This window comes from Micromonospora sp. NPDC049559 (assembly GCF_040676675.1).
In the GTDB taxonomy this organism is placed as follows: domain Bacteria; phylum Actinomycetota; class Actinomycetes; order Mycobacteriales; family Micromonosporaceae; genus JBFAPK01.
This window is the reverse complement of the sequence record NZ_JBFAPK010000040.1, coordinates 66,432-81,374: the sequence shown is the minus strand read 5'-3', so window position 1 is coordinate 81,374 and position 14,943 is coordinate 66,432. Positions and strand designations below refer to the sequence as shown.

The 14,943-nt window shown below is 74.1% G+C and carries 10 protein-coding genes; 3 read left to right on the top strand and 7 right to left on the bottom strand.

Annotated features, from left to right (window positions below; translation table 11 throughout):
* Nucleotides 1-170 precede the first annotated feature (170 nt).
* Entirely contained in the window at nucleotides 171-1,196 is a 1,026-nt protein-coding gene (locus tag AB0J86_RS31970; RefSeq protein WP_363861390.1) for a DUF5937 family protein, read from the bottom strand.
* A 101-nt stretch (nucleotides 1,197-1,297) separates the two neighbouring features.
* Between AB0J86_RS31970 and AB0J86_RS31965 the strand changes: the two genes are divergently transcribed.
* Nucleotides 1,298-1,879 carry a dihydrofolate reductase family protein gene (locus tag AB0J86_RS31965; RefSeq protein WP_363861389.1) on the top strand — a complete coding sequence of 194 codons (582 nt, stop codon included), beginning with the start codon at nucleotides 1,298-1,300 and terminating at the stop codon, nucleotides 1,877-1,879.
* Between the two features lie 9 nt (nucleotides 1,880-1,888).
* Nucleotides 1,889-2,971, top strand: coding sequence for a hypothetical protein (locus tag AB0J86_RS31960; RefSeq protein WP_363861388.1), 1,083 nt, complete (start codon nucleotides 1,889-1,891; stop codon nucleotides 2,969-2,971).
* An 84-nt stretch (nucleotides 2,972-3,055) separates the two neighbouring features.
* On the opposite strand, the gene AB0J86_RS31955 is transcribed toward AB0J86_RS31960, so the two are convergent.
* The 6 genes from AB0J86_RS31955 to AB0J86_RS31930 form a co-directional block, all read right to left on the bottom strand.
* Nucleotides 3,056-5,815, bottom strand: coding sequence for an AbfB domain-containing protein (locus AB0J86_RS31955; RefSeq protein ID WP_363861387.1), 2,760 nt, complete (start codon nucleotides 5,813-5,815; stop codon nucleotides 3,056-3,058).
* A 177-nt stretch (nucleotides 5,816-5,992) separates the two neighbouring features.
* Entirely contained in the window at nucleotides 5,993-6,748 is a 756-nt protein-coding gene (locus AB0J86_RS31950; protein WP_363861386.1) for a GntR family transcriptional regulator, read from the bottom strand.
* 60 nt (nucleotides 6,749-6,808) lie between these two features.
* A complete protein-coding gene (gene trpA, locus AB0J86_RS31945; RefSeq protein ID WP_363861385.1) occupies nucleotides 6,809-7,663 on the bottom strand; it encodes a tryptophan synthase subunit alpha in 855 nt (284 codons plus the stop codon).
* The gene (locus AB0J86_RS31940; protein WP_363861395.1) at nucleotides 7,660-8,892 is read right to left on the bottom strand and encodes a tryptophan synthase subunit beta; all 1,233 of its coding nucleotides are present in this window, start codon (nucleotides 8,890-8,892) and stop codon (nucleotides 7,660-7,662) included. The genes trpA and AB0J86_RS31940 overlap by 4 nt, the downstream gene beginning before the upstream one ends.
* 233 nt (nucleotides 8,893-9,125) lie before the next feature.
* Complete coding sequence (locus AB0J86_RS31935) at nucleotides 9,126-10,319, bottom strand: VCBS repeat-containing protein (RefSeq protein WP_363861384.1); 1,194 nt, start codon at nucleotides 10,317-10,319, stop codon at nucleotides 9,126-9,128.
* 93 nt (nucleotides 10,320-10,412) lie between these two features.
* Nucleotides 10,413-12,125 (bottom strand): S8 family peptidase, encoded by a 1,713-nt coding sequence (locus tag AB0J86_RS31930; RefSeq protein ID WP_363861383.1) that lies wholly within the window; start codon nucleotides 12,123-12,125, stop codon nucleotides 10,413-10,415.
* A gap of 228 nt (nucleotides 12,126-12,353) precedes the next feature.
* Here AB0J86_RS31930 and AB0J86_RS31925 point away from each other — a divergent pair, with 228 nt between their 5' ends.
* On the top strand, nucleotides 12,354-14,927 hold the full coding sequence (locus tag AB0J86_RS31925) for a tetratricopeptide repeat protein (protein WP_363861382.1): 2,574 nt from the start codon (nucleotides 12,354-12,356) through the stop codon (nucleotides 14,925-14,927).
* Nucleotides 14,928-14,943: the final 16 nt, after the last annotated feature.

Sequence of the window (14,943 nt, the reverse complement as noted above, 5' to 3'; positions counted from 1 at the left end):
GGGGGGTGCTGCCGGGCCCGGCGGGGGGGGGGGGGGGGGGGGGCGCGGGGGCGGGGTGGGGGGGGGGGGGGCGGGGGGGGCGGGCCCCCCCCACGCCCGCTCGCCGGCCCAGGCGCCGGGCCGCACGCCTTTTCGCAGCTCAGGCACCGGGCCGGCAGGCGCGCTCGCGCTCACGCGCCGGGCCGCCGGCCCGCCTCGCTGAGCAGTCGGTCGCCGAGTTCGGTCCGCGAGTAGAGCACCTGCCGGCCGGCCCGGCGCGAGGTCAGCAGCCCGGCGGCGCGCAGCGCCTGGAGGTGCACGCTGAGCGTCGGCGCGGAGAGCGCCATCTGGGTGGCGGCCTGGCTGGTCGACATCGGCAGGTCGAGCTGGGCCAGCAGGGCGGCCCGGGTCTGCCCGAGCACGCCGACGAGCGGCGAGTCGTCCTGCGCGCGGCGCTCCTCCCAGAGCCCGCCGAGCCCGCGCGGGGAGTAGGAGACGGTGGGCGGCTCCGGCTGGGCGGTCCGCACCAGGACGTCCGGCCAGGCGAAGACGCACGGTACGAGCAGCAGCCCGCGCCCGCCGCAGTCGGCGTGCCCGTCGTAGTACTTGATTATCGTCAGCGTCTGGTCGGCGAACGTGACCAGCGGATGCAGGTTGCTCATCATCCGGTCGACCCCGCCGTCCGCGAGCGCGTCGAGCCGGTACGCGATGTCGTCGTTGAGCAACGCCTCGATCCGCGGCCAGTCCGGGGCGATCGCCACCCGGTGGTACGCCTCGATCGCCTCGCTGACGGGCCCGATGCCCGCGTCGGGCCGCCGCGCCAGCTCCTGGAGCAGTGCCCGCCGCCGCTCCTGGCCCGGTCCCTGCTGGGCGACCCGGTGCTCCGCCAGGTGCGCCAGCTCCCGCGCCACCACGGCCGGGTCGGCCTCGGCCACCTGCGCGAGCGCGTCCGCGAAGGTCGAGGACCGGCGACCCGGCGGCGGTACCAGGAAGTCGGGGAGGTAACCCTCGGGGCGCACCAGCGCCCGGAGCAGCTCCAGGTCGCGCTGGCGCAGCCGGCCCGCCCGCTCGGCGAACCGGTCGATCCAGGGACGGTGCAGGTGCGCTCCCCGCCTGCCCGCGGCCAGCGTCCGCAGGCTCGCGACGGTCTCCGTGAGGGGCGAGGCGGCGAAGCGTACGCGGGTCAGGTCGGTCGCCGTGAAGTGCAGGTGGATCAACCGGCCGCCCTTCCGATTAGGTCTGTGCCTAATCGTGGCCGAAAGCGCGACAGCACCGCAAAGTTAGGGCGTCAATTCGGACCACGGATAGGACCTCGAATATGCGCACCCTTATCTACACCGCCTTCGTCTCGCTGGACGGCGTCGTCGACTCCCCCGGCGGCGGCAGCCCGTCGGAGGCGCACCGCAGCGGCGGCTGGACCTACAAGGACATCGAGTTCGTGCCCGAGGCGTACGAGATCAAGGGCCGGGAGACCCAGGAGGCCACGGCGCTGATGTTCGGCCGGGCCAGCTACGAGGTGTTCTCGCCGGTGTGGCCGGACATGGCGGACTTCGTCGACCTCAAGGAGCTGCCGAAGTACGTCGTCTCGACCACCCTCGACCAGGACGCCCTCGTCGACAACTGGGGTGAGATCACGATCCTGCGCTCCCTCGACGACGTCGCGAAGCTCAAGGAGACCGACGGCGGCCCCATCGTGATCCACGGCAGCGCCACCCTGGCCCGCAACCTCTCCGACGCCGGCCTGATCGACCGCTACCACCTGCTGGTCTTCCCGACGCTGCTCGGCGCCGGCAAGCGGATGTTCAGCGACACCGACAAGGCGAAGCAGATGCTGAAGCTGGTCGAGTCCGAGGCGTACGCCAACGGCATCGTCAAGCTCGTCTACGACGTCGCCCGCTGAGGTCGCCGCATGGCCCGCGGATCGGCCGCGGACGCGCTGTCCGCGGCGTACGAACGGCTGCACGCGTACGGGCCGGAGTTCGGCGGTGACGAGGAGGGCAACCACGGGCTGACCAACCACGGCCCGATGGCGGTGGAGGTGATGGTCCGGCGCGGGCTCGACGTCGACGTCGAGGGGTGGCTCGACCGGTACGTGCGCCGCCTCGCGGAGCTGCCCGACGCGAGCGCGCCCATCCGGCCCGACGGGTGGGGCGCGGCGCTGGGCCGCGCCGGGCGGCTGCCGGACTGGACCGCGTACTTCCGGCACGAGCTGACGGAGCGCCCCTGGCCGGAGGTGCTGGTCGAGTGGTGGCCCCGGCTGCTGCCGGGGATCGTGGCCGGCTCGACCCACGGCGTGATCCGGGTCGCGCACGCGGTGCGCGCACTACGCGGCGGCGCGGGCGCCCCCGCCCCCGAGGCCCTCGACGAGTTGGCCCACGGGCTGGCGTTCTGGGCGGCGCGCTACCGCCGGCTCGCCGGGGTGGTCGCGCCGGAGGGCGCCCTCACCCCGCGCCGGGCCCTGTCGGCGGTCGCCCGGCTGGAGGACCAGAGCGGCTTCATCGCCCACCGGCTCGACCGGCTCGAACGCAGCCCCGGCTGGACCCCGAGCCTGCGCGCGCTGGCGCCCGTCTCGTCCGCCGAGGAGGTACCGGCGCGGTTGGGGTCGCTCGTCGACGGCGCCGTCGAGGCGTACCTCGGGCTCGGCCACGGGTCGCCGGTCCTGCTGGTGCACACCGCCACCGCACCGAACGCCGTGCGGCACGTGCTCCCGGTCCTGCCGACCGAGCAGTGGCTGCCGAGCCTGACCGCGGTCTGGGCGGCGATGGTGGCGATCGTCGCCGCGTACGCCCCCGCCCGGCCGGCCCCACGGGCGGAGATCCTCCGGCGCTGGCCCGAGCTGACCCGCGAGGACGCCCTCCAGCGGGCGGGCGAGCACGGCGACGAGCACGTCCTGAAGTTCGCCGACACGGCCGTCGACGCGTACGACCGCAGCGGCGACCCCGAGCTGCTCGCCGCGACCCTGCACGCCGGCCAGCTCATCGGCCGCCCCTGAGCGGGGTCGTCGATCTAGGGCAAATCAACGTGCAATGATCTCTGATCACCGCGATTTGCCCTAGATCGACGGGCTCACCGGGTCTCAGCCCGCCCACCAGGGGTCGACGTTCGCCCAGGTGGCGTCGGCGTCGTAGCTGCCCCCGCCGTCCCAGGCGTTGCCGCCCACCGGGTTCGCGATGTAGACGAGTTCCCGGATGTGGCGGATCTGGTAGCCCGGGAAGTTGAGGGATTCGAGCGACACGTTGCCGGCGCCGCCCGTACGCGGGAGCTGGGCGCAGAACGTGGCGTCCTGGGCGAAGACCGCCGTACCGTCGTTCGCGTCCTTGCGCAGGCGGTAGTCCCGGTGCCGCAGGTAGTGGCCCGGGTAGTTGGTCGACTCCAGCGAATAGCAGCTGCTCTCGGCGAGCCCCGGCCGGACGACGAAGCTGGCGTCCTGCCGGGCCAGCTCCGGGCTGCTCGCGTTGATCACGTCGGTGCGGGCCAGGCCGTCCTGGTGCCGCAGCGAGCGGTCGGTGTAGCCGGGGGTGGTGACCCGCAGCGACCGGGTCTGTCCCTCGGGCAGGTCGACGGCGCTGCGCCACCACGGCGGTACGACCCGCCAGGTGGCGTCGTCGGCGAACGAGCCGCCGGTGTCCTGCTCCACCCAGACCTCCCCGCCCCGGTGACGCAGGAAGTAGCCCGGCAGGTTCCGGGATTCGAGGGACGTGGCGCCGCCGGACCGGCCCTCCCGGGCGCAGAACGTCGCGTCCTGGGCGAAGGTCCCGCCGGTGTCGCCCTCCCGGTAGACGCGCCGGTCGCGGTGCCGCAGGTACTGGCCGGGGAAGTTGCGCGACTCGAACGAGTAGCAGGCGGCGTCGGCCAGGCCGGGGCGTACCCAGAAGGTGGCGTCCTGCTTGAGCACCTTGGCGCTGGCGGCGCCGACGACCTCGGTGGCCGCGGCGCCGAACGCGTGCCGCAGGTAGCGGTCGGTGTAGCCGGGGGTGGTGACCCGCAGCGACACCGGCCGGTGCACCGGCAGCGTCGTGCCCCGGGCCGCCGCGAGCACCGCGAGGTTCACCTCGCGCACCCGGGCGAAGTCCATCTTGCGGACCCGCCGGTCGTACGTGAAAAAGCCGTTGATCTCGTCCTCCACGTCGTACGGTTCCGTGTAGACCGACGCGGAGAGCCCGGCGCCGTGGACCAGCTCGGCGAGCCGTCCGGTGATCTGCACGTACCGGCTGGTCAGCGTCGGGGTGTCGGGCAGCATCTCGTACGCGAACGTGTTGCCGGTCGACCACTCGTGCTCCGGGACGTGCAGCCCGAGCCCGCCGTACTCGCCGAGCACCAGGATCCGGGTCGACGACGGTTGTCGCGTGACCCCGGGCCCGACGTACATGTGGTCGTCGATCACGTCGCCGTTGCCGGGGTCGGGGTCGGAGTCGCAGCAGTTCGAGCCGGAGTTGTGGTTGACCAGGCGGGTCGGGTCGAGGCTGCGGACGAGGTCGGCGACGCGCCCGGCGTCGTACTCGCCCCAGCCCTCGTTGAACGGGATCCACTGGACGATCGAGGTGATCCCCTTGAGGTTCGCGATCATCCGCCGCAGTTCGGACTCGAACCGGGTGCGGCCGGCCGCGGACGGCTCCCGGCCGCTGGCCAGCGCCGGCATGTCCTGCCACACCATCAACCCGAGCCGGTCGGCCCAGTAGAACCAGCGCGCCGGCTCCACCTTGATGTGCTTGCGGACCATGTTGAAGCCGAGGGCCTTCTGCTGCTCCAGGTCGAAGCGGAGCGCCTCGTCGGTGGGGGCGGTGTAGAGGCCGTCGGGCCAGTACCCCTGGTCGAGGGTGCCGATCTGGTACACGAACCTGCCGTTGAGGGTGGGGCGGAGCACCCCGCCGAGCAGCGCCTTGCCGACCGAGCGCATGCCGAAGTAGCCGGTGACCGTGTCGCCGCCGCCCGCGCCGGTCAACGTGACCCGCAGGTCGTAGAGGAACGGGTCGTCGGGCGACCACAACCGCGCGCCGGGGACCGGGACGCGGATGTTCGCGCCGACGGAGCCGCTGGCCCGGCCGACGACCCGCCCGCCGGTCAGGACCTCGGCGGTGACGCCCTGCCCACCGGTGCCGGCACCCTGGACGGTGAGGTCCAGCGCCCCGGCGGCGAGGTTGGGGGTGGTGTCGAGGCGGGTGATCCGGGCCGGGTTGGTCGGTTCCAGCCAGACGGTCTGCCAGATGCCGGACGAGGGCGTGTACCAGATGCCGCCCCGGGCGAGCCGCTGCTTGCCGACCGGGACGTCCTCGGCGTTGACCGGCGCCCACACGCCGACGACCAGGTCGTTCGCGCCGGACCGCAGGTTGGCCGTGATGTCGTACGAGAACGGGTCGTAGCCGCCCTCGTGGGTGCCGACGAGCGCCCCGTTGACCCAGACCTTGGCGCGCCACATCACGGCGCCGAAGTTGAGCTGCACGTGCCGGCCGGACCAGGACGCCGGAACGGTGAAGGCGCGGCGGTAGAACATGAAGTTCTCGTGCCGCTCGATGCCCGACAGCGCGGACTCGACCGGGTACGGCACCAGCACCTCCTCGCCGAGCGTGGGCTCGGCCGGCGGCGCGTCGATGTTGGTGGCGCCGCGGAACTGCCAGACGCCGTTGAGGCTCTGCCACTGGTCGCGTACCAGTTGCGGACGGGGGTACTCGGGCAGCGGGTTGGTCGTCGACACCTGGTCCGTCCACGGGGTGGTCAGCCGGGGTGCCTTGGGGACGAACGCCGCGGCGGCGGGGGCCGCCACGATCCCGCCGGTCGCGGCGGCCAGGAGGGTGACGATCGCCGCCAGCAGGCGGCGCGGGCGCGTGGTCGCGGTCAAGGGGTGTCTCCTTCCGGGGGCGAAGAAGAGGAGACGAGCGGCCGCCGGTACCGCCCGGATATTGAAGCCAATAAACGTCAGCAATCGACAGAAGTCAACAAAGTTCAACGTTTCTGTTCAGCACCAGAACAGAAACGCCCGAGCGGGCTCGCCGGCGGGCGGAGGGCCCCACGACTCTCAGCTGGCCGCGCCCCAGCTGAGCGAGGCGCCGGTCGCCGCGCGGTCGGTACGGATCTCCATCATGCTGCCGAGGATGGTGGCGCGGTCGGTGACCACGGCCGCCCCGTCGAGGGCATACGTGACCCGGTCGCTGACGAAGACGGGACTGCCGGCGGGCTCCCCGAGGTGCCGCGCCACGGCGGCGTCGAGCAGGCCGGGCCGGATCGTCTCCGCCGCCCGGGCGACCGCGACGCCCGCGTCGGCGAGCGCCGCGTAGAGCGAGGTACCGGTGAAGTCGCGCTCCCGGATCCGGTCGGCGGCGGGCTGGCGCACCCAGGAGACCTGGTGGATGGCGGCGCGGCCGGCGAACTCGCGTACCCGCTCCAGCCGCAGCGCGGTCTCCTCCGGCCCGGTACGCAGCCGCGCGGCGATCCGGGCCGGCACCCGGCGTACGGCCCGCCCCAGCACCAGCGTGCGCACCTCGTGCCCCTGTTTGCGCAGGTCGTCGGCGAGGCTCCGGAGCGAGCCGAGCTGGTACGCGAGGTGGGGCGGGGAGACGAACGTGCCCCGCCCGGCCTGCTGCACGATCAGCCCCTCGTCGCTGAGCTGCCGCAGCGCCTGCCGCAGCGTCATGAGGGTGACCCCGTACGAGGCGCTCAGCTCGCGCTGCGGCGGCAGCGCCTCGCCGGGGGCGTACCGTCCCGCGCGGATCTTCGCGGCGAGGTCGGCGGCGATGGCGCGGTACCTCGCCTCGTGTCCGGCGTCGCGGGCCATCGCGGTTGGTCACGCTCCTGGGCTGGTCGGCGGCGCGGCGCGCCGGGCGACTCCCGCCGGCTACTCGGGGCCGGGCGGTCGGGCGTCGTCGAGCGCTCGGCGCATTTTAGCCAGACAGGCGCCGACCTCGGCCGGACCCGCCCCGTCGAGGAGTTGCCGTACCACCGCGGCGCCGACCACCACGCCGTCGGCGGCCCGGGCGGCCCGGGCCGCGTGCTCCGGCGTGGAGATGCCGAAGCCGAGCAGGACGGGCCGGTCGGTGGCGCGCGCGACCCGCCCGGCGAGCGCGGCGGCCGACCCGGCCAGCGTGTCCCGCTCGCCGGTGGTCCCCATCAGCGAGACCGCGTAGACGAAGCCCCGGCTGCGGCGTCCGATCTCGACGAGCCGGGCCGGCGGCGTCACCGGGGAGGCGAGCAGGGCCAGGTCCACCCCGGCCCCGGCCGCCGCGGCCTCCAGCTCCGCCGACTCCTCCAACGGCAGGTCGGGCACGATCAGGCCGGTGACGCCGGCCGCGCGCAGCGCCGCGCAGAACGGGCCGGGCCCCTCCCGCAGCACCAGGTGGGAGTAGGTGCTGGCGACCAGTGGTACCTCCGGCGCGGGGGCGGCCTCGGCCAGTTCGGCGAGGATGCCGGCGACGGTGGCGCCGCGGGCCAGCGCCGCCTCGCTCGCCTCCTGGATGGTGACCCCGTCGAGGGTGGGGTCCGAGAAGGGGAGCCCGACCTCGATCGCGTCCGCGCCGGCCTCGACGAAGGCCCGCAGGTACCGGGTCCACCCGGGCACGACGCCGCCGGTCACGTACGGCATGAGCAGCTTGCGCCCGGCGGCGCGGCGGTCCCGCAGGTGGGCCTCCAGGGCCCCGGTGGTCGTCGTCCGGCCGGTGGTCGTCGCCCGGTCGGAGGTCGTCGTCCGGTTCATCGCAGCTCCTGGAAGGTGGAGATGTCCTTGTCGCCGCGCCCGGAGAGGGTGAGCAGCACGGTCGCGCCGGCCGGCAGCTCCCCCGTGCCGGCCGCGCGGATCACCCAGGCGACCGCGTGCGCCGACTCCAGGGCCGGCACGATCCCCTCGGTACGGGCGAGCCGTACCGCCGCCTCGACCACCTCCGCGTCGCCGACCGTGACGTACCGCGCCCGGCCGAGGTCGCGCAGGTACGCGTGCTCGGGCCCGACCCCGGGATAGTCGAGTCCGGCGGCGATGGAGTGCGCCTCGCTGATCTGGCCGTCGTGCCCCTGGAGAAAGAGCGAGCGGACGCCGTGCAGCACGCCGGGGCGGCCGTGGGTGGCGCCGGCGCCGCCCTCGGCCTCGACACCGACGAGCTGGGCGGGGGTGTCCACGAAGCCGGCGAAGGTGCCGGCCGCGTTGGAGCCGCCGCCGACGCAGGCGACCACGAAGTCGGGTATTCCGGCTTCCGGCATCCCCGCGTCGGGTATCCCGGCTCCCGGCAGCCCGGCTTCCGGCATCCCCGCGTCCGGTGCGTCGCTGCCCAGCTCGGCGGCGCACTGCGCGCGCGCCTCGTCGCCGATGACGCGCTGGAACTCGCGGACCATCCAGGGGTAGGGGTACGGCCCGACGACCGAGCCCATGCAGTAGTGGGAGTCGTGCACGGCGCCGACCCAGTGGCGCATCGCCTCGCTGGTGGCGTCCTTGAGGGTGCGGCTGCCGCTGGCCACCGGCACCACCTCGGCGCCGAGCATCCGCATCCGGAACACGTTGAGCGCCTGGCGTTCGACGTCGCGCTCCCCCATGAAGACCGTCGCCCGCAGCCCGAGCAGCGCGGCGGCGGTCGCGGTGGCCACGCCGTGCTGGCCGGCGCCGGTCTCGGCGATCAGCCGGGTACGCCCCATCCGGCTGGCCAGCAGCGCCTGGCCGAGGACGTTGTTGATTTTGTGCGAGCCGGTGTGGGCCAGGTCCTCGCGTTTGAGCAGCAGGTTCACGCCCAGCTCGGCGGAGAGCCGCGAGGCCGGGGTGAGCGCCGTGGGCCGGCCCGCGTGCCGGGTCAGCAGCGCGTCGAGGTCGCCCCGGAAGCCCGGGTCGGACCATGCCTCGCGGAACGCGTCGGCGACCTCCTGGCAGGCCGCCACCAGCGGCTCCGGCACGTACCGGCCGCCGTACTCGCCGAATCTTCCGCGCGGCCCGGGTTCGCTCATCACCCCGGCCCGCGACGGGATCAGTACGTCTCCCACCTGTGCCACCCCTCTCCAATAGTTCTATAACTAGTAGCATAGTTCTAGAACTCTTGGAAGAGCGGCGCGCGCCGGCCGCCGCTTGCGAGCCGCCCGACGCCCGGCATGGCAAGACCGGCCGGGCGCGGAGAGGCCGGCCGCCGCGGGTGCGGCGACCGGCCTCTCGTTCACGCCGTCGTGGCGGCTCGGTCAGCCGATCACGCGACCTTGACCGCGCTGGGCCAGAAGTTGCCCGGACCCGTGTACCAGACCCGGTACAGGATCTGGTTCTGCGGCGGTACCGCACCGGAGAGGACCCACGCCGAGGCGGAGCCGCCACCGTGGTCGAGCAGGAAGATCAGGTCGGCGAAGCCGTTGGCGTCGTAGTCGCCCACCACGACCTTCGCCTGCCCGAACTGGGTCGGCAGTTGGGCGTAGACGCCCGCCTGGGTGGCGCCGTCGCCCGCCTGCGCGGTGCCGCCGAACCGGAACACCGCGTTGTCGGTGACCGCGAGGAAGTCGACCACGCCGTCGCCGTTGATGTCGTCGGTGTCGACCGTACGGACCGAACCGACGTTGAAGTTGTTCGCCGGGACGTACCAGACCCGGTACGGGTTCATCGCGCCCGAGGTGCCGGGGTAGACCCAGAGGCCCGCCGCGCCGTTGCCGTAGTCGTAGAGCGCGAGCAGGTCAGCCCTGCCGTCGCCGGTGAAGTCCCCGGCGGCGATCTTCGCGGCGTTCATGTTGAAGTTGCCCCGCCCGCTCTGCCAGGCCAGGTACGGGTCGGTGGCGCCGTCGCCGACGGCCGACGTACCCGGGAAGACGAAGAGCCCGGTGTCGGCGTTGCCGTAGTCGTAGAACGCGAGCAGGTCGGCCTTGCCGTCGCCGGTGACGTCCCCCGCGGTGATCTTCATGGCGCTCGGCCAGAAGTTGCCGCGCGGCACCCACCAGACCCGGTACGCGTCGGTGGCACCGTCGCCCCGGCCGGCGGTACCCGGGAAGACGAAGAGCCCTGCCTCGCCGCCGCCGTAGTCGTAGAGCGCCAGGACGTCGGAGAGACCGTCGCCGGTGAAGTCCCCGGCGGCGAGCTTCGTCACGTTGGCCCCGAAGTTCCCCGGCCCGGCGAACCAGACCCGGTACGGCTGCGTCGCGGCGTCCTCGATCTTTTGGGTGCCCGGGAGCACGAACAGGCCGGACGAGGCGTTCCCGTAGTCGTAGAGCGCGGTCAGGTCGGCTCTGCCGTCGCCGGTGAAGTCGTTGGTGCCGGCGCCCATGATGCCGACCGACCCCGTCGCCGACCCGCCGGCCGCCCCCGCCGCCGACGCGGGCCCGCCGGTGGCGAGTGTCGCCCCGACCAACAACCCGGCCAACGTCGCGGCGGTCACGCCCCTCGACCACAATCGCATGATCATTCATTCCCTCCACTCGGACCGACGTGCTTCCTCTATGAACAGGGCCGGTCGGTCGGCCCGTGCTCGCCGTGGTTGTCGCGCACCCGGAGACCGTCAGCTCCAGGGGTTCGCGGGCTGGTCGTCGATGGCCACCCAGAACCGGGTGGACGTGGGCAGGGTGCCGTTGGCCCAGAGGTTCCATCCGCTGCGCAGCCGGAACCTGGGCGGGAACGGCGGCCGGTAGAGCGTGTACCACCCGTCGTGGAACTCGGCCATCCGCCAACCGGCGCCGAAGGTCGCGGCGCAGATCCGGTCCGCCTCGGCGCGGCTGCGCAGGTCCGAGCCGCGTACGGGTGCGGTCGGCGCCACCGAGCCCTCGGCCCAGCCGTTGTATTTGTCCGGCGTGACGCCGGCCGGGACCGGGGCGTTGGTGTAGAGCAGGCAGAGCACCGGCAGGGTGGCGTCGGCGGGCGTGTCGCCGTGGTACGGGTCGGTCTGCTCGTCGGAGCCGACCAGCACCACGTTGTCGGCGCGTTGCTCCTTCACCCGCCACGTCATGCCCAGGTGCGTGGCCGGTCCGTCGGCGAAGAGCAGCAGGTTCGGCGAGCCCTGGACGTCGGAGAGGACGTTCGGAGTGGCGCTCTGCGTGATCGCGGCCGCGACCTCGGCCGGCGTGGCGCCCGGGTTGGCCTCCAGGTGGAGCGCGGCGGCGCCGGCCACGTGCGGGCTCGCCATCGAGGTGCCGCTGTTCAGGCGGGCGTCGGTGTCCGAGCCGATCCCGGCCGAGAGGATGTCCGCCCCGGGGGCGAAGAGGTCCAGGCAGCTGCCGACGTTGGAGAAGTAGGCCCGGGTGTCCGAGCTGTCGCTCGCGCCCACGGTGATCGCGGCCGGCAGGTGTGCCGGGGACTGGGCACACGCGTCGCTCGCGCTGTTGCCGGCGGCCACGACGTAGGTGACACCGGAGTTGATCGAGTTGCTGACCGCGGCGTCGAGCGCCGGATCGACGGCGCCGCCGAGGCTCATGTTCGCCACCGAGGGCCCGGAGTGGTTCGCGGTGACCCAGTCGACCCCGGCGATGACCAGGGCGGTGGTGGTCGACCCCGAACAGCCGAAGACCCGTACGGGGACCAGTTGCGCGGCCTTGGCGACCCCGTACGCACCGGAGCCGACCGTACCGGCGACGTGGGTGCCGTGTCCCACGCAGTCGTCGGTACCGCGGCCGTCGTTGACCGCCGAGTAGCCGGCGGCCACCCGCCCACCGAACTCGGCATGCGTGCGCCGGATGCCGGTGTCGATGACGAACACGGTGACGCCGGCGCCGGTCCGGTGGTAGGTGTAGGCGTTGTCGAGCGGCAGGCGGCGCTGGTCGATCCGGTCGAGACCCCAGGTCACGGGGCTCTGCGTGGCGTCGAGGCTGATTTGCCGGTCGGGGACGAGGTACGCCACGTCGGGGTCGTCGCGCACGGCCCTGACCTGGTCGGGGGTGAGCCGCGCGGAGTAGCCGTCCAGGGCGCTGGTGTACCGGTGCTCCACCGTGCCGCCCAGGGCCCTGGCCCGGGCCACAGCCGCGCCGCCGCGCGCGGTCTGCGTGCCCGGCTTGCCCTTCAGCACGACGATGTAGCTTCCGGGTACGACCGGACCGGTCGCGGCGAGCAGCGGTGCGGGGGTGTCGCGGGCGTCCGCGGCGGCTGCGGCGCCGGGCGCGACCAGTGTCCCGGCCAGCATGGCGAGGGCCCAGGTGGCGGCCGTGCGGCGGCGCCACCCCGGGGCCGGCCGCGGGTCTCGGGCCGAGGTGCTTCGCGGCCCGGTCACGAGGTCGTCGGGCATGGACAGTCCCTTCCGGAGCGTCAGGGGTACGCGGTGGGCACCGGAAGATCGTGGCGGACGGGTGAGCGGCGGGACGGCGATTCCGAACAACGGCGAACACGGCCGGAAACCGGCGCACATCTATCGATCATGTGAACCGCCGTCTAGGCTGCCCCCGTCGACCGGACACCACGGGGGACGCCACCAATGACCCAGCACCTGAACAGAAACGCGCCCAATCTGTCTACTTTGGACACCTCTGAGACGCGGACGCGACAGGACCTCGCCGGGTTGTTGCGGGCGCTACGGCGCCGCCACGCGCGACAGCGCCGCGACGGCGAGCTGACCTACCGCGAGCTGGCCGCCCTCACCGGCTGGTCGGTGGCGGCGGTGGCGGAATACCTGACCGGCAAGACCCTGCCGCCCACCGACCGGTTCGACGTGCTGGTCGGGCTGCTCGGCGCCACCCCGGCCGAGCAGGGGGCCCTCGCCACCGCCCGGGACCGGGTAGCCGAGGCGGAGCGTCGTACGCCGCGCCGGCCGGGCCGCGCGAAGGGGAGGCCGGTGCCCCGGCAGCTGCCGGCCGACGTCTTCGCCTTCACCGGCCGCGACGACCAACTGGCCCGGCTGGACGGCATGCTGGCCGATTCGTCCGGCGCGGCGCCCACCGCCGTACTGATCTCGGCGCTCTCCGGTACGGCCGGCGTCGGCAAGACGGCGCTGGCCGTGCACTGGGCCCACCGGGTCGCCGACCGTTTCCCGGACGGCCAGCTCTACGTCAACCTGCGCGGCTACGATCCCGAGCAGCCGATGGGTCCCGGCGAGGCCCTGGCCCGGCTGCTGGCCTCGTTGGGGGTGGCCGGCGGGGATCTCCCGCTCGACGTCGAGGAACGGGCCGCCCGCTACCGTACGCAGCTCTCCGGCCGGCGGATGCTGATCGTGCTGGACAACGCCGGCACGGTCGAGCAGGTACGCCCGTTGCTGCCCGGTACCCCCTCGTGCGCCGTCGTGGTGACCAGCCGGGACCGGCTCTCGGGCCTGGTGGCCCGCGACGGGGCCCGGCGGGTCGAGCTGGACCTGCTGCCCCTGCCGGAGGCGGTCGCGCTGCTGGACCGCCTGATCGGCCCCCGGGCCGAGGCCGAGCCGGAGGTCGTCGCCACGCTGGCGAACCTCTGCGCGCGGCTGCCGTTGGCGTTGCGGGTCGCCGCCGAACGGGCCACCGCCCGCCCCTCCGCCACCCTCGCCGAACTCGCCGCCGAGCTGGCCGACCGGCAGGAGCGCCTGGAGCTGATGGAGACCGAGGGTGATCCGCGCGCCGCCGTCACCGCGGTCTTCTCCTGGTCGGTGCAGCACCTCCCGGACCCGGCGGCCCGCACGTTCCGGCTGCTGGGGCTGCATCCCGGTGCCGAGTTCGACGAGTACGCGGTCGCCGCCTTGGCCGCCACCGACCAGGCGTCCGCCCGCCACGAGCTGGAGACGCTGACCCGCGCCCACCTGGTCCAGGCCACCACGCCCGGCCGGTACGCCATGCACGACCTGCTGCGCGCGTACGCCGCGCACCTCGCCAGCGTGCACGAGACCGAGCGGGGCCGGCGCGCCGCCCAGGGTCGCCTGTTCGACGCGTACCTGGCCACCGCCGGCGCCGCCACCGAACTGCTGGACCTGGCCGACGCCCGCCGCCAGGCCCGGGTACCCGCGCCGACCGCCGGGACCGTCCCCCTGGCCGACCCGGACGCCGCCCGTACCTGGCTGGACCTCGAACTGCCCAACCTGGTGGCGGTGGCCGCCCACACGGCCACCGGCGGCTGGCCCGCCCACACCGTCGACCTCTCCACCGCCCTGTACCGCTACCTCGACGGCGGCCACTACTCCGACGCGCTGGCCATCCACACCCATGCCCGGCGCGCGGCCGAGCTGACCGGGGACCGGTCCGGGCAGGCCCGGTCGCTGCTCGGCATCGGCGTGGCCCACCTGCACCTGTACCGGTACGAACGGGCCGTGGAGTACCTGCACCAGGCGCTGACCGTCGCCGAGCAGGCGGGCGACCGGGCCGAACAGGCCCGGGCGTTGAGCGTGCTCGGCAACGTCGAGCGGCTGCGCGGCCGGCACGAGCCGGCCGCCGGGTACCTCCGCCGGGCCATGGATCTCGCGCGGCTCGTCGGCGACGACGCCCAGCAGGGCCTCGCGCTGATCAACCTCGGCACGGTCGAGGCGCAGCGCGGCCGGTACGACGCGGCCATCGGCCACCTGGAGCGGGCGGTCGCCCTGTTCCGGCGGGGCAGCGACCGGCTCGGCCGGGCGACCGCGTTGACCAACCTCGGCCTCGCCGAGCAGCGGCTGAGCCGCCACGAGTCCGCCGCCGAGCACCTGCGGCAGGCCCTGGCCGTGTTCCGGGAGATCGGTCACCGGCAGGGCGAGGCCAACACGCTGGACAACCTCGGCAGCGTCCACCTCAGCCTCGGCCGGCCGAACCGGGCCGTCGAGTACTTCACGCAGGCGCTGGTCGTCTGCCGCGAGATCAACGAACGGGAGGTCGAGGCCTGGGTGCTCAACGGTCTGGGCGAGGCCGCCCGCGCCCTCGGCCGGCCGGCGGACGCCCTCGCCCATCACACCGACGCGCTCGCCATCGCCACCGACGTCGCCGCGCGGGAGCCGCAGGCCCGCGCCCACACCGGGCTCGGCCACGCCCACCGCGCCCTCGGCGACCCCGCCCGAGCCCGGCACCACTTCGAACACGCCCTCGCCGGCTACACCGGGCTGGAGTCCCTCGAAGCCGAGAGCATCCGCGCCCTGCTCGCCACCCTGCCCGCCGTCGACGGCTGACGCGGCCCGGCGGTGA

Bases quoted from the DNA above. Each gene is read 5' to 3' on its own strand.
- AB0J86_RS31965 (WP_363861389.1), top strand. From the start codon at position 1,298: ATGCGCACCCTTATCTACACCGCCTTCGTCTCGCTGGACGGCGTCGTC.
- AB0J86_RS31960 (WP_363861388.1), top strand. From the start codon at position 1,889: ATGGCCCGCGGATCGGCCGCGGACGCGCTGTCCGCGGCGTACGAACGG.
- AB0J86_RS31950 (WP_363861386.1), bottom strand. From the start codon at position 6,748: ATGGCCCGCGACGCCGGACACGAGGCGAGGTACCGCGCCATCGCCGCC.
- trpA (WP_363861385.1), bottom strand. From the start codon at position 7,663: ATGAACCGGACGACGACCTCCGACCGGGCGACGACCACCGGCCGGACG.
- AB0J86_RS31940 (WP_363861395.1), bottom strand. From the start codon at position 8,892: ATGAGCGAACCCGGGCCGCGCGGAAGATTCGGCGAGTACGGCGGCCGG.
- AB0J86_RS31935 (WP_363861384.1), bottom strand. From the start codon at position 10,319: ATGATCATGCGATTGTGGTCGAGGGGCGTGACCGCCGCGACGTTGGCC.
- AB0J86_RS31930 (WP_363861383.1), bottom strand. From the start codon at position 12,125: ATGCCCGACGACCTCGTGACCGGGCCGCGAAGCACCTCGGCCCGAGAC.